The organism is Hirschia litorea (assembly GCF_042665075.1).
Classification (GTDB): Bacteria; Pseudomonadota; Alphaproteobacteria; order Caulobacterales; family Hyphomonadaceae; genus Hirschia; species Hirschia litorea.
The window spans coordinates 636,194-650,330 of the sequence record NZ_JBHTBR010000002.1 but is presented as its reverse complement, the minus strand read 5'-3'; the positions used below and the strand labels follow the sequence as shown (position 1 = coordinate 650,330).

General features: G+C 44.6%; 10 protein-coding genes. 8 read left to right on the top strand and 2 right to left on the bottom strand.

Annotation, left to right across the window (positions count from 1 at the left end; translation table 11 throughout):
* Positions 1-59 precede the first annotated feature (59 nt).
* Genes ACFQS8_RS03100 through ACFQS8_RS03090 form a run of 3 tightly spaced genes read left to right on the top strand, consistent with a single transcriptional unit; the run spans position 60 to position 3,399 of the window.
* Positions 60-2,504 (top strand): GAF domain-containing protein, encoded by a 2,445-nt coding sequence (locus tag ACFQS8_RS03100; protein WP_382165605.1) that lies wholly within the window; start codon positions 60-62, stop codon positions 2,502-2,504.
* A gap of 20 nt (positions 2,505-2,524) precedes the next feature.
* On the top strand, positions 2,525-2,941 hold the full coding sequence (locus ACFQS8_RS03095; RefSeq protein ID WP_382165603.1) for a response regulator: 417 nt from the start codon (positions 2,525-2,527) through the stop codon (positions 2,939-2,941).
* A gap of 59 nt (positions 2,942-3,000) precedes the next feature.
* Positions 3,001-3,399 carry a response regulator gene (locus ACFQS8_RS03090; protein WP_382165601.1) on the top strand — a complete coding sequence of 133 codons (399 nt, stop codon included), beginning with the start codon at positions 3,001-3,003 and terminating at the stop codon, positions 3,397-3,399.
* Between the two features lie 47 nt (positions 3,400-3,446).
* Here ACFQS8_RS03090 and ACFQS8_RS03085 read toward each other — a convergent pair whose 3' ends face one another.
* Entirely contained in the window at positions 3,447-5,657 is a 2,211-nt protein-coding gene (locus ACFQS8_RS03085) for a Tex family protein (RefSeq protein WP_382165599.1), read from the bottom strand.
* A gap of 221 nt (positions 5,658-5,878) precedes the next feature.
* The gene (locus ACFQS8_RS03080; protein WP_382165598.1) at positions 5,879-7,753 is read right to left on the bottom strand and encodes a DUF885 domain-containing protein; all 1,875 of its coding nucleotides are present in this window, start codon (positions 7,751-7,753) and stop codon (positions 5,879-5,881) included.
* Between the two features lie 511 nt (positions 7,754-8,264).
* Here ACFQS8_RS03080 and ACFQS8_RS03075 point away from each other — a divergent pair.
* The 5 genes from ACFQS8_RS03075 (at position 8,265) to ACFQS8_RS03055 (ending at position 14,136) form a co-directional block, all read left to right on the top strand.
* Positions 8,265-9,758 (top strand): CoA-acylating methylmalonate-semialdehyde dehydrogenase, encoded by a 1,494-nt coding sequence (locus ACFQS8_RS03075; protein ID WP_382166577.1) that lies wholly within the window; start codon positions 8,265-8,267, stop codon positions 9,756-9,758.
* Positions 9,759-9,764: 6 nt separating this feature from the next.
* Positions 9,765-10,541 (top strand): enoyl-CoA hydratase-related protein, encoded by a 777-nt coding sequence (locus tag ACFQS8_RS03070; protein ID WP_382165596.1) that lies wholly within the window; start codon positions 9,765-9,767, stop codon positions 10,539-10,541.
* A gap of 21 nt (positions 10,542-10,562) precedes the next feature.
* A complete protein-coding gene (locus ACFQS8_RS03065) occupies positions 10,563-11,711 on the top strand; it encodes an isobutyryl-CoA dehydrogenase (protein WP_382165594.1) in 1,149 nt (382 codons plus the stop codon).
* 43 nt (positions 11,712-11,754) lie between these two features.
* Positions 11,755-12,648, top strand: coding sequence for a 3-hydroxyisobutyrate dehydrogenase (gene mmsB / locus ACFQS8_RS03060; RefSeq protein WP_382165592.1), 894 nt, complete (start codon positions 11,755-11,757; stop codon positions 12,646-12,648).
* Positions 12,649-12,903: 255 nt separating this feature from the next.
* Complete coding sequence (locus ACFQS8_RS03055; protein WP_382165589.1) at positions 12,904-14,136, top strand: thiamine pyrophosphate-dependent enzyme; 1,233 nt, start codon at positions 12,904-12,906, stop codon at positions 14,134-14,136.
* The last annotated feature ends 1 nt before the right edge of the window (position 14,137 follow it).

Below are 14,137 nucleotides of genomic sequence, written 5' to 3'. Positions count from 1 at the left end.
GATATGAATGTTGTAGTGTTTAGATTGCATGTACTTTCAGGAATACAAGGCCCAATTGGATGGATGAGATCACTAACGAATTTGCGAGATTGCAGGCGCTTCTTTCATTAGACATTCTCGATTCACCGCAAGAAGAACAGTACGACAACATAACCCAATTGGCCTCAGATTTATTTGATGTTCCAATTGCCCTTGTGTCGTTAGTTGATGAAAAACGACAATGGTTTAAGTCAAATTGCGGCCTTGAAGGCGTTAGTGAAACTTCTCGAGAAGTTGCATTTTGTCACCATGCCATTCAAGCATCAGATGTTATGGTGGTAGAGGACGCGACTAAAGACGTTCGGTTCGCTCAAAATCCTCTTGTTACAGGTAAGCCTCATATTCGGTTTTATGCCGGTGCGCCTTTGATAACCAAAGAGGGACATGCGCTGGGAACTTTGTGCGTTATAGGACATGAGCCTAAAGTATTTCGCCTAAAAGAGCGAAAACGCTTAGCGCAGTTAGCCGCGACTATTATGGGTATGATTCAAAGTCATGACCTAACGCGAAAAGTTTTTCAGTTGGCTGAATCTGCTCGCAAAGAAAGTGAAATTTCGCGTTCCATTTATAATGCGAGTGAGGCTTTAATTTTAAGACTTGAGGCTGTCCGAGATTCTGCTGGAATGGTGACCGATTTTGATGTTTTAGGTGCGAATAATACATTGAAATTAATTGCTGGAATCGCACCGGTTGAGATTGTAAATAAAAGACTCCTTGAGGTCTTTCCAGGGTTAAAAGACTCTGAATTTTACAAGTTTTACGTTGATGCCGTAGACACAGGGCAATCTTTTACGGTTGAATCTCCATATTCTTCCGAAGGTATAGAAGGGTGGTTCCGAGTCGTGGGTGCCCCGTGTGGCGAGGATGGTTTAACTATTACGTCCACACCAATTACTGATCGGAAAAATTTTGAAACGACCGTCCGTGAATTAAAGACAATATCTCCACTAGCAGGCAGTGATCCTACAAAATACATGGAAGGCTTGTTAGAGCTTGGCCGGAAAAATTTCGGAGCAACTGATGGCTTTATCTCTGAAATCAGAGGCGATGTTTATAATATTAGATCATATATCGGTAATATGGAGGGAGTGCATGCCGGTGGGCAAATGAAATTGACAGACACTATCTGTTCAATCATTGCCCAAGAGCAGCGTCCCATCGCGTTTGATGACATCCAAAATGCAGGAGCGATAACGCACCCTTGCATGCCCCAAAACGATTTTGGAAGTTATATTGGTGCTCCTATTTTTGTTCATGGTAAATTTAATGGGACGATAAGTTTCGTAAGTGATCGGCCAAGAATCAATCCTTTTCCTAATTCAGAACTTGAGTTGCTTACAATTATTGCGTCCCGCATTGGCCATGCAATGGAGTTAGAATCTGCGCTTGAGATGCTTGGCGATCTAAACCATGAACTAAGAACAGTATTGGATAATGTCCCAGCTCGAATTTGGTACAAGGACGATAATAACAAAATTCTCCGTGCAAACGTCGCAGCTGTTAGGTCAGTAGGTTTGGAAGATCCCCGAGATGTGGAGGGTGTCCAAACAGAAGAATTGTTTCCAGAATTAGCCGCTAAATATCTAGCAGATGATAAAGCAGTTGTTGATTCAGGTGTTGCAATAAGAAACATCATAGAATCCTACGCACCCACGCATGGCGAAGAAGGATGGATATCTACAGATAAGATTCCTATGACCGATCATAAGGGCAACAGGACCATTCTAGCGGTTTCGACAGACATAACTGAGATAAAACGCAAAGAGCAGCAATTGTCTCGTTTAAATGAAAGTCTATCTGATTTTGCTTTTGTGGCATCACACGATCTGCAAGCGCCTTTGCGGCAATCAGCTATGTTTGCGGAACTATTTGCAGACGAACTTCAGACCTTCGACATAGAATTGCCTGGAGATTCAGCTGAATATCTCGAAGAAATTCAATCTGGTCTGGGACGAATGCGTGGAATTGTCCGTAGTTTGTATGACTTGTTCAAGCTGGATAGCGAAAACATTGACATGCAAAAAATTGATTTAGCTGATGTCGTTAGCCAAGCACGCAAGCAAGTAACTTTGGAAGCAAACGGTACCACTGTAGAGATTAATGTAGGTGACTTGTTCGAATATAATGTCAATTTCGAATTGATGGTTCAGGTCATACAGAATTTAATCGTAAATGCATGCAAATATGGCAATAAAGAAAATTTGCATATCAATATCTATAGCGAAATGAACGCTATCGAGCGTCGTAAAATGATTATTGTTGAAGATAACGGTGTTGGCGTTCCTCTCGCTTTTGAGAAGAAAATATTTGAACCTTTTAAGCGACTCCATCATTCCAATGATATAGAAGGTGCAGGGATAGGATTAGCTCTATGTAAGAAGATTATGGCTTTGCATGAGGGTGATTTGTATCTAGACTCTAAATACCAAGATGGCGCACGATTTGTGTTGTCTTTTAATTATTAATCGGCGGGAGAATAGCATTCATGTTAAGGCAGGTGGGGATACTACTCGTTGAAGACGATCTTAAAGATCGTAAATTCATAATGCGAGCGCTTAAACAGGTTGATCCGGATCTCGATGTTGAAATTGCTAAGGACGCGGAGAGCGCGTTGGCATCTTTAAATAATGGCAGTGCCCCTAAAATCATCGTGACTGATCTCAACATGCCTGGCATGGGTGGTCGTGGTCTACTCGAGACATTAAAAACTGATGAGAAACTGAAAAATATTCCAGCTATTGTTCTTTCAACGTCTGATGATGAGTCGGATATAGCTGAGTCTTATAGACGACATGCCAACGCATACATGGTAAAACCAGATTCTATAGATGGTTATAAAAGAATTGCATCATTCTTGCGCGACTTTTGGTTACAAGAAGTAAAGCTTCCTAATATTGATTAGGTGTACCACTCTAAAGGTATAATCCGTTGTGTAATTTGGAAATGAAATAACGAGTAGTAATGTCTCAAACGTCAAAAAATCTGGATGTAAAGAGCGCGAGTATTCTCGTTGTTGATGACCACGCCAATGTTTCAAAGTTGGTCGAGGCTTATGTTTCTAAGGCTGGGCTTGATCACATAGAGATAGACCATGCAGCGAATATTGAAATTGCTTTAATTCGAATAAGTCAGAAGCGTCCGAATATTGTCTTATTGGACAATCTTTTACCGCCGCATTTTGACTTTAGGTATTCAGTGCAGGAATTGCGCGCTGCTTACGAAGGTCCGCTCGTGCTGTTTTCGGGTGAGATCCCCAATAACATCGGGACACATGAAATAGATAATTCTCTATCAGCGACTATGTCAAAGGATGATATTTCAACAGAGCGTTTCACGGCGTTGATAAAGAAATATATTTAACGTTTGTGATAAAGAAGCGGGGCTCAATTTGAACCCCGCTATTTTAATTAAGCGCGTCGTGATCGCTGGTTTTCTGCATTGCCTGACTTCATGCTGAGTGCGATGCGTTTGCGAGGAATGTCTACGTCGGTCACAATAACTTTTACGACATCTCCAGCTTTTACAATCTCGTGTGGGTCTTTTACGAAAGTATCTGCGAGTTGAGATATGTGCACTAATCCATCTTGGTGAACGCCTACGTCAACGAATGCTCCAAAGGCCGTTACGTTCGTTACTGTACCCTCAAGCTTCATTCCTGTTTTTAAGTCTGATATTTCTTCGACGCCGTCTTGTAGGGTTGCAGTCTTAAACTCGGGGCGAGGGTCGCGACCGGGTTTTTCCAACTCCGCCAATACATCCTTAACCGTAGGGACACCGAACGTTTCGTTAGCGAAATCCTTCGGATTCAACTTCGAGAGAAACGCTTTATCACCGATTAGACTTTGAACGCTTCGGCCAGTTTTTTCGGCAATCTGTTTCACGAGGGGGTATGCTTCAGGGTGAACAGCAGAAGCGTCGAGAGGGTTACTTCCATTGACTATTTTCAGGAAGCCAGCAGCCTGTTCAAATGCTTTTGGACCCATGCGAGGTACCTTTTTTAGAGCTGTACGCGCTTTAAAGGGACCGTTTTCATCACGAAAGGCAACAATATTATTGGCGAGAGCTGGTGTAAGCCCAGAAACACGTGCCAACAGTGGCGCTGATGCCATGTTAACATCCACGCCCACAGCGTTCACGCAATCTTCCACGACAGCGTCTAGTGAGCGAGCGAGTGCATTTTGATCTACGTCGTGTTGATACTGACCAACGCCAATAGCTTTAGGGTCAATCTTTACAAGTTCAGCGAGAGGATCCTGCAATCGGCGGGCAATGGAAACCGCGCCGCGTATGCTGACATCAAGATTTGGAAACTCTTTGGATGCTAATTCCGACGCTGAATAGATGGATGCGCCAGCCTCTGAAACAATAACACGAGTAAGTTTAAGCTCTGGCATCTTGCTTGAAAGTTCGGCGACAAGCTTATCAGTCTCACGGCTAGCTGTACCGTTTCCTACACTGACGAGTTCGACGTTGTGCTTCTTGCTTAGTTTGGCAAGAGTTGCGAGTGCTCCTTGCCAATCTTTGCGAGGTTCGTGAGGGTATATGGTGTCAGTATCAAGTAGTTTTCCTGTACCATCTATAACCGCAATTTTACATCCAGTGCGAATGCCCGGGTCAATTCCCATTACAACGCGAGCACCGGCAGGTGCAGCTAACAGTAAGTCACGTGCATTGCGGGAGAAAATACGAATAGCTTCCGTGTCAGCTTTCTCTTTAAGCCGAGAAATTGAATCATTGGCACTTGAAGTCGAGAGTTTGCTTTTCCAAGCTTGCTCAGCAGTATCTGACATCCATGAATCTGCTGGACGCCCTTTGTTGGCTATTCCAAACTCACGCATAACCATACCAACTACTGGGTGAGGCCGGTTAGCTTGGTGGGGAACGTCTAGATTGATTTTCAAGACGCCTTCTTTTTGTCCACGCAATAGAGCCAAAGCGCGATGAGACGGCATTTCATGGATCGGTTCATCGAAATCAAAATAGTCGGAAAATTTTGCACCTTCTTTTTCTTTGCCTTTGACTATTTTGGAAGCCAATTTTCCAGATGACCATACTTTCTCTCGTACAGGACCGACGACAGATGGAGTTTCGACGATACGTTCAATCAAGATATTGCGAGCACCTTCTAACGCAGCATTCAGGTCTGTAATCCCATTGTCGTTGGACACAAACGCAAGAGCTTCCGTCGTTGGGACTAGGGAGGGGTTGGCAAGTAGTTTATCCGCTAGCGGTTCTAAACCAGCTTCTCTCGCTATAGCAGCTTTCGTGCGGCGCTTGGGTTTGAATGGAGCATACAAGTCTTCAAGCTCAACCTTCGTTTCTGTCGCATGGATCTGCTTTTCGAGTTCTGGCGTAAGCTTGTCTTGCTCTTTTATCGATTTTAAGATTGTTGTACGTCGATCACCTAACTCAGTAAGATAGTTAAGACGTTCTGACAGGTTGCGTAACTGTATGTCATCCAGTCCGCCCGTTGCTTCTTTTCTATAGCGCGCAATAAATGGAACTGTAGAACCTTCTTCCAGAAGATTGATTGTAGCGACAACTTGAGTATCAGCAACTTTAAGCTCGCGAGCGATAATCTTTGCTATTTGAAGCGTGTTGGAAGAATTTTTCGTCATTTGAACATCCTATCAGGGCGATATTTATCGCTGATCTTTACGAGTGAAACTAACACTAAAATCATTAGTTCTCTAAAGAGGATTTGCGTACCAACTCGTTTATAGAAGGTTTAAATCCCTTCTTTCTGAGGATAAATTTAATTATCGCAATAAAGGTTTTGTAAACAAAAAGCCCCAGCGAGGAGGCCGGGGCTTTAAGGGATGTAAATATAGTGTTGAGTCTAACTTGCTTTTACAGTTTCAACCCAATCTTTCACGCGACGTTCAAGAATGGTAAGCGGTAGAGAACCTCCACCTAAGACCGTGTCATGGAAAGCGCGAATATCAAATTTGTCACCAAGCTCAGCTTCTGCATCTGCGCGCAATTCTTGGATTTTTAGCATTCCAATTTTGTAACTAGTTGCTTGTCCAGGTAGCACCAGATAGCGGCGCACTTCAGATCGTGCTTGCTCGTTCGTAATCGCAGAATTTTCCTGAAAATACTTTATAGCTTGGTCTTCCGTCCAACCTTTTGAGTGCAATCCAGTATCAACAACAAGACGAATAGCTCTCCAAATCTCTGAACCAAGACGCCCAAATTCAGACAATGGATCTTCATAAGTACCAGGCATTTGTTTAGCCAACCACTCAGAATATAACCCCCAACCTTCAGCATAAGCTGTAAAGCCGGCTTGCGTACGGAATGTCGGAATACCTTCTAATTCTTGTGCGATCGAAATTTGCATGTGGTGACCAGGTAGGCCCTCATGATAAGCGATCACTTCAAGTTCACGCTTTGGCATCGCCGACATGTCAGACAAGTGCGCATAATAAATACCAGGACGAGACCCGTCTGGCGTTCCTGAGAAGTAGTGCTGTGCAGCGCCGTCTTGTTCGCGGAACGGCTCTACGCGGCGTACTTCTAGATCAGCTTTGGGAAGTATACCGAAATAGTTAGGTAGTTCAGTTTTGATTTTGTTGATGGCTGCTGTGGCATCATCAATATATCCTTGACGTCCCTCATCGGTGTTAGGGTAATACAGGCGCTCATCGTCTTTTGTATCTCTTAGGAATGTGAAAAACTCTTGTAACGAACCTTCAAAGCCAAATTCAGTTTTAATTGCTTCCATTTCACTACGTAGGCGAGCAACTTCTTTTAAGCCTATTTCATGAATTTCATCAGCCGTTAAGTCTGTTGTTGTTTGGTTGGCGAGGCGCTCATTATAATAGTCTATACCATTGGGTAATGCGCTTATGCCTTGGGCGGTCTTTGGTGCATTGACTTGATCTTCTTTTTGCCAAGCGATCAAATTCTCGTAAGCTGGTTTCCATTTTCCAAGAAGGGCTGTCTTGATATCGGCAGTAAGCTGATCAGCTTTTTCTTGGTCAATCTTTCCGTCCTCGAGCAGTTTAGCAATTTTGGACTTAGCGTCTGCCCACAAAGCGTTGTCGTTTTCTACGTCTTCAAAAGGTGCCCCAGAAATAAGGCTTGTTGCTTCAGTGATTACAGCTTCAAAAGCAAAATAGGGTGGTCGTACGCCTGTTGCAGCATTATCTTTGGAGCGAACAATAAGTTGCTCCAAAGCGCGACTACCTTCTTTGATGCGGTTAAGGTAATTGTCCATGTCTTCGCCGTCTTCAACGACATGAAATGCGATAAGGAGCTGCGGAAGAAAACTTTGAACAGCGCGCATTTGTTCAAACACATAACCGTTAGAGCGGTACTTTGCGGATGCTTCTGCTTGTTCAAGTTGGTAAACGGCAATGTCCCAAGATGTTTTAGCTTCCGGAGTTAGCTTATCATAATCAAAAGATGACTTCATCTCGGCATCTTTAGCGCGCTGCCAAGCTAGTTTTTCTTCTTCTGCTTCAACAGACATATCGTCAATTTTGTCTTGATCCGTGTCGCGACCAAGAAATGTTTGAGACACAGGACTAAAAACGAGCTCTTCTTCAAATTTAGCGTCGAACCATGTGTTTAGGCGCTCAGTTTCTGCTTGAATCTCTTCCGCTGTCACAACTGTTTCAGTTGGTGTTGGTTCACTCGTAGTAGAACTTGGTTGGCAAGCCGCAAGCATCATGATGGTTGCAAGCGCCGTAAGTGTTGTAGTGCGCATCAGGCAATCCTTGTCTCAAATTTATCGATAAACGATTGATGGCAGGTCTTTTGACTATGAGCAAGGAACGTTCTGATCAAAGAAGGCCGATTTTTTACGCATAAGGCGGTATCGAGCAATCTGATTTGTATGTGATGGTATATTGAGCATCAGACCAGCGGTACATTCTTATATGCCTAGTATAATATTGTGATGTCCGGCTCATTCTTCATGCATAAATTTATCCGATTTTTCGTAAATTGATTAATGCAGAAACTTTCTCGAATATCCCAGCTGTATCAGATGCGTAAGAGTATCCGACAAAAGGAAATTTAAAGTAGGCAATAGTGTTGGTGCAGATATTGGATTTGCGTGAGGCAATATTTTTCTCGCAAAATGACCAGCGTAGGTATATAGTCTGAGAAAATGATTATATTTAGTTTTGATTACTACAATAAATTACTAATGAAGAAAATTTACCCTCATGCAATGGAAAAGTGCAGAGCGTATAGTTCAAGTGGAGGACGGGACGATGAGAACTTTAGGGCATTTCATAAATGGTGAAAGTAGGTCAGGGGATTCGGCTCGACGCCATGATGTCTTCAACCCGACATCGGGACAGGTGCAATCGCAAACAGTTCTCGCGAATAAATCTGATGTTACTTTAGCGATTGATGCAGCTGCTAAAGCATTTCCTGAGTGGTCTTCCGTTAATCCCCAACGGCGTGCGCGTGTGATGTTTAATTTCAAATCCTTGGTTGAAAAGGATATGGAAAATCTTGCGAAAATGCTCTCGTCTGAACATGGTAAAACCCTGCCAGACGCGCGCGGAGATGTTCAACGCGGGTTAGATGTAATTGAGTTCGCCTGTGGTATTCCGCACTTGCAAAAAGGTGAATATACAGAAGGTGCAGGCCCAGGCATTGATTTATATTCTATGCGCCAACCATTGGGTGTGTGTGCTGGTATTACTCCATTTAATTTTCCTGCGATGATTCCAATGTGGATGTTCGGAGTGGCGATTGCGTGTGGAAATACTTTCGTAAACAAACCGTCTGAAAGAGACCCCTCTGTTCCTTTGCGTTTAGCAGAGTTGATGATGGAAGCAGGGGCACCGGCTGGCGTTCTCAATGTCGTGAACGGGGATAAAGAAGCCGTCGATACTTTGATTGAGGACCCCCGTGTAGAGGCTCTAAGCTTTGTTGGTTCATCAGATATTGCTCAATACATTTATTCAAATGGAGCGGCTCACAATAAGCGTGTTCAATGTTTTGGCGGCGCAAAAAACCATATGATCGTAATGCCTGATGCAGACATGGATAATGTCGTAAACCAATTAATTGGTTCAGCCTATGGATCAGCTGGAGAACGCTGCATGGCAACACCAGTTGTTGTTCCTGTAGGTACTGAAACTGCTGATAAACTTATTGAGATGCTTATCCCGCGTGTGAAGGCATTAAATATTGGACCTTCACTGAGCGAAACTGCGGACCTTGGGCCGATGGTTACCGCCGCACATAAAAAGCGCGTTGCAGATTACATTCAAATGGCCATCGATGAAGGGCAAGACCTGATTGTTGATGGACGCGATTTTGTACTTGAAGGGCATGAAGATGGCTTCTTCATGGGAGGAACGCTGCTTGATAATGCGAAGCCATCTCACACATCCTATAAAGAAGAGATTTTCGGACCTGTTCTACAAATAGTACGTGCTGACAATTTGGATGAAGCTATCGCTCTACCGTCAGACCACCAATATGGAAATGGTGTATGTATCTTTACGCGAAATGGTGCAGCTGCACGTGATTTCGCGAGCCGCGTTCAGGTAGGTATGGTTGGTATTAATGTCCCAATTCCTGTACCATTAGCCTATCACACATTTGGTGGATGGAAGCGTTCATCCTTTGGTGACACAAACCAGCATGGGCCTGAAGGCGTTAAGTTCTGGACAAAAGTGAAAACTGTAACGCAGCGCTGGCCAGACGATGTCCTCAGTTCCGAATTTGTTATTCCAACAATGAAGTAGAGCATTATGACAGCTTTCAACACACTCCTTTTGAATAAAAAGAACCGCGTCGCCTACATAACCTTAAATCGTCCAGATAGCTTAAACGCACTGAACGCTGAAGTTATGACGGAGCTTGCTAGTTTAATTGCCGATTTAGATCGTGACCCTGATATTGCTGTTAGTGTAATCACTGGTGCTGGTCGGGCTTTTGCTGCAGGTGCAGATATTAAAGAGATGGAAAAACATAGCTTTGTTTCCATGTATCTTGATGATTATTTTGCAAAATGGGATCGCTTTGCCGCTGCTCGCAAACCTGTCATTGCAGCGGTAAACGGTTTCGCGCTGGGCGGCGGGTGTGAACTTGCTATGATGTGCGATATCATTATTGCATCTGATAAAGCTAAGTTCGGGCAGCCGGAAATCAAACTTGGCGTGACGCCGGGCATGGGCGGGTCTCAACGCTTGACCAAAGCAGTTGGCAAAGCAAAAGCAATGGACCTCGTGCTTACGGGGCGTATGATTGGCGCTGAAGAGGCAGACAGAATAGGGCTTGTTAGTCGTGTCGTGCCGGCGGACCAATTGGAAGCGATTGTTGCAGAAGCTGCTGAAGCTATCGCTTCTTACTCAATACCTTCAATTCTTGCATGTAAGGAAATGGTTGCTGCCTCATTGGAGCTTTCAACAACCGAAGGTGTTCGTTTTGAACGTCGATTATTCCAAGCATTGTTTAGTACAGAAGACCAGAAAGAGGGCATGAACGCGTTTGTAGAAAAACGCGCTGCCGATTTCAAAGATAGATAAAATAATACGGGGAAGTGCGAAATGGATTTTTCATTGAACGAAGATCAGAAAATGATCCAAGATATGGCGCGTCGATTTGCTGAAGAGCAATTGGCACCTCATGCAGAAGAATGGGATGAAAAGAAACACTTTCCTATCGATGTTATAAAATCGACGGCGGATTTAGGTCTTCTAGGGATTTATACCCGTGACGATGTTGGTGGTTCCGGATTGGGACGTTTAGACGCTGCATTGATATTTGAAGCACTATCTTCAGGATGTACATCAACCGCCGCCTTTATCTCTATTCACAACATGTGTTCATGGATGATTGATAGTTTCGGCTCAGAAGACCTGCGCCAAAAATACTGTCCTCAACTCACGAGTGGAACGAAAATAGCCAGTTACTGTCTCACAGAGCCAGGATCCGGATCTGACGCTGCTGCTCTACGTACAAGTGCAGTTCGAGACGGTGATTCCTACATTTTAAACGGGTCTAAAGCGTTTATATCTGGTGCCGGAGTGTCAGACCTTTATGTCGTCATGGTGCGAACAGGTGAGGCCGGCCCCAAAGGCATTTCCGCTATCGTTGTTGAGAAAGGGACTGACGGTCTTTCATTTGGTGCTAACGAGCGCAAAATGGGATGGAATTCTCAACCTACTGCTGTTGTATCGTTTGATAATTGTCGTGTACCGGCGGCGAACCTCTTGGGCGAAGAAGGTCAGGGGTTCACTTTTGCTATGAAGGGGCTTGATGGTGGGCGTCTCAATATATCAGCTTGCTCGTTGGGTACGGCTAGTGCGGCGCATAAAGCGGCTATGGATTATACAGCTGAGCGTAAAGCTTTCGGCAAAGCCCTGAATCAGCAGCAGACAATACAATTTAAGTTAGCTGATATGGCTATCGAATTGGAAGCCGCCCGCGCCATGTTGTACCAAGCTGCATGGAAACTTGATCAGAAAACCCCAGATGCCACAAAATTCTGTGCAATGGCGAAAAGGTTTGTCACCGATGCTGGGTTTGCAGTCGTAAACGATGCGCTTCAATTGCATGGTGGATATGGCTATTTGAGAGACTATCCACTTGAGCGCATGTTGCGGGATGTCCGGGTCAATCAAATCCTAGAAGGCACTAACGAGATCATGCGCTTGATCGTAGCACGTGAGTTGATGCGAGAGAGCCAAAACTAAGTTTAGTTAAAAATAAAATATAAAAAAATCGGGAGATCAAACCATGGCTGAAATATTATTTATTGGGCTTGGCAATATGGGTGGCCCCATGGCCAACAATCTTGTTGGAGCTGGACATAAGGTCCATGTGTTTGATTTATCCGAGGCGGCGGTTGAGAAACTTGTCAATGCTGGAGCTTATAGTGTACCGGACCTTCGCTCCTTTGATGGAAGTGATGTGGACGCCATTATCACCATGCTACCTTCGGGCAAGCACGTGCGTAGCGTGTACACATCAGAGCAGGGGCTGCCAGACTCATTTAAAGCGGGCGTACTGAATATCGATTGCTCTACGATAGATGTAGATTCAGCAAGAGAGGTCGGCAAAACCCTAGAAGCCAGAGGGCAGCTATTTGTAGACGCACCAGTTTCTGGCGGAACAGCGGCAGCTCAAGCAGGAACACTTACTTTTATGGTTGGCGGAACCGCTATAGCATATGAAAAAGCTAAGGTATTTCTGGACGTTATGGGGAAGAATATTTTTCATGCGGGTGCTACTGGAAATGGTCAAGTCGCGAAAATCTGCAATAATATGCTTCTAGGTATTCATATGATAGGAACGTGTGAAGCGTTCAACCTAGCAGAAAAGTTAGGCTTAGATGCGCAAACCTTCTTTGATATCTCTTCTACTGCCTCAGGACAAAACTGGTCGATGACATCCTATTGTCCAGCCCCTGGACCTGTAGAATCTGCGCCCTCAAACAGAGAGTATAAACCCGGTTTCGCCGCAGCTATGATGTTGAAAGATTTGCGTTTAGCTCAAGAGGCTGCTCATGCCGCCAAAGCTTCAACGCCGTTAGGGGCGCAAGCAGAAGCTTTATATGCGCTCATGGAAGCTGCTAAAAAGGATGATATGGATTTTTCTGGGATCATGAAGCTAATCCAAGGGCAAATGTAATGCTCCCTCGATGGAGTAGTGATAAATAATGCCTCGTATGTCTTTTTGAGAGGCGGTTTATCCTAAATATATTTATATACGAGCAATAATAGATTAGCATTACCTTATAAAGTGGTGTATGATGCCTCTGCAAGCGGTGCTGTGTGGAATAGTTTCAAAAAAGAAACATCGATCACGGCTGTAGCGGAGGAACGGGCGTGATAAAACACATTCACAAATTTCGTTTCCTGCTAATAGAAGGAGGAAACGTGCTAAATGACTATTAAATTGAATTTTCCGCAGCCATCTGCGCGACCGGGCGAAGCGCCTGATTTTTCTCAATTAAAAATACCTGAGCCTGGTTTACTGCCCGTACCACCACTGGATATGAGCGCTGAAGACTCACGGCCATATGCAAACGGACTTATCCGTGTTCTGGATGATGAAGGCAATGCTGTTGGCCCATGGGCTGAGTACCTTGGAGAAGAAGGCATAGATGATGCTCTCCTTCAAGGGTTGCGGGATATGCTGAAAATGCGCGCAATAGATAAACGCATGCTAAACGCTCAACGTCAGGGTAAAACTACGTTCTATCTTCAATGTACTGGAGAGGAAGCCATAGGATGTGCTTTCCAGCGTCAGCTTGTTAAGGGAGATATGAACTTTCCTACATACCGTCAGCAATCTTTGCTAATCGCAGCTGATTATCCGCTCGAAATGCTCTTTGGTCAGTTTTACCAAAATGAAAATGATCCCTTGAGCGGTCGCCAATTACCTACGCTTCATTCTGCACGTGACTATGGTTTTTTCACAATCTCAGGGAACCTCGGCACGCAATACGTGCAAGCAGTCGGCTGGGCGATGGCGTCAGCATTAACAGGCCATGATAACATTGCAGCTGCATGGATTGGCGATGGCGCAACCGCCGCAAGTGATTACCATTCAGCTATGGTAACAGCCGCTGTTTACAAGCCTCCTGTTGTTCTAAATGTGGTCAACAACCAATGGGCCATCTCTAGTTTTTCAGGTACGGCAGGTGGGTCAGCCTCAACGTTTGCCAGTCGTGGAGTAGGTTACGGCATCACATCTATTCGTGTCGATGGAAACGACTTTTTAGCAGTTATGGCAGCGACAAAGTGGGCAACTGCACGTGCGCGCTCTGGACACGGTCCGGTTGCTATTGAGTGGCTTACATACCGTGTTGCTGCTCACTCCACATCTGATGATGCATCAGTGTACAGACCTAAAGATGAAGCAGAAGCTTGGCCATTGGGTGATCCGGTGGAAAGGTTAAAGAAGCATCTCATCTTACGCGGGAAATGGTCTGAAGACCGCCATAAGCAAGGTGAAGCCGAAATTATGGACGAAGTCATCGGATATCAAAAAGCCAGTGAAGCATTAGGAACATTCCTATCCCCACAAATGCTCTCTCCAACAGCTATTTTCCAAGGCGTTTACGAAGAAATGCCTGAGCATTTGCGTCGTCAACGTCAAGAAATGGGAGCTTAAT

Bases quoted from the DNA above. Each gene is read 5' to 3' on its own strand.
- ACFQS8_RS03100 (WP_382165605.1), top strand. From the start codon at position 60: ATGGATGAGATCACTAACGAATTTGCGAGATTGCAGGCGCTTCTTTCA.
- ACFQS8_RS03095 (WP_382165603.1), top strand. From the start codon at position 2,525: ATGTTAAGGCAGGTGGGGATACTACTCGTTGAAGACGATCTTAAAGAT.
- ACFQS8_RS03090 (WP_382165601.1), top strand. From the start codon at position 3,001: ATGTCTCAAACGTCAAAAAATCTGGATGTAAAGAGCGCGAGTATTCTC.
- ACFQS8_RS03085 (WP_382165599.1), bottom strand. From the start codon at position 5,657: ATGACGAAAAATTCTTCCAACACGCTTCAAATAGCAAAGATTATCGCT.
- ACFQS8_RS03080 (WP_382165598.1), bottom strand. From the start codon at position 7,753: ATGCGCACTACAACACTTACGGCGCTTGCAACCATCATGATGCTTGCG.
- ACFQS8_RS03075 (WP_382166577.1), top strand. From the start codon at position 8,265: ATGAGAACTTTAGGGCATTTCATAAATGGTGAAAGTAGGTCAGGGGAT.
- ACFQS8_RS03070 (WP_382165596.1), top strand. From the start codon at position 9,765: ATGACAGCTTTCAACACACTCCTTTTGAATAAAAAGAACCGCGTCGCC.
- ACFQS8_RS03065 (WP_382165594.1), top strand. From the start codon at position 10,563: ATGGATTTTTCATTGAACGAAGATCAGAAAATGATCCAAGATATGGCG.
- mmsB (WP_382165592.1), top strand. From the start codon at position 11,755: ATGGCTGAAATATTATTTATTGGGCTTGGCAATATGGGTGGCCCCATG.
- ACFQS8_RS03055 (WP_382165589.1), top strand. From the start codon at position 12,904: ATGACTATTAAATTGAATTTTCCGCAGCCATCTGCGCGACCGGGCGAA.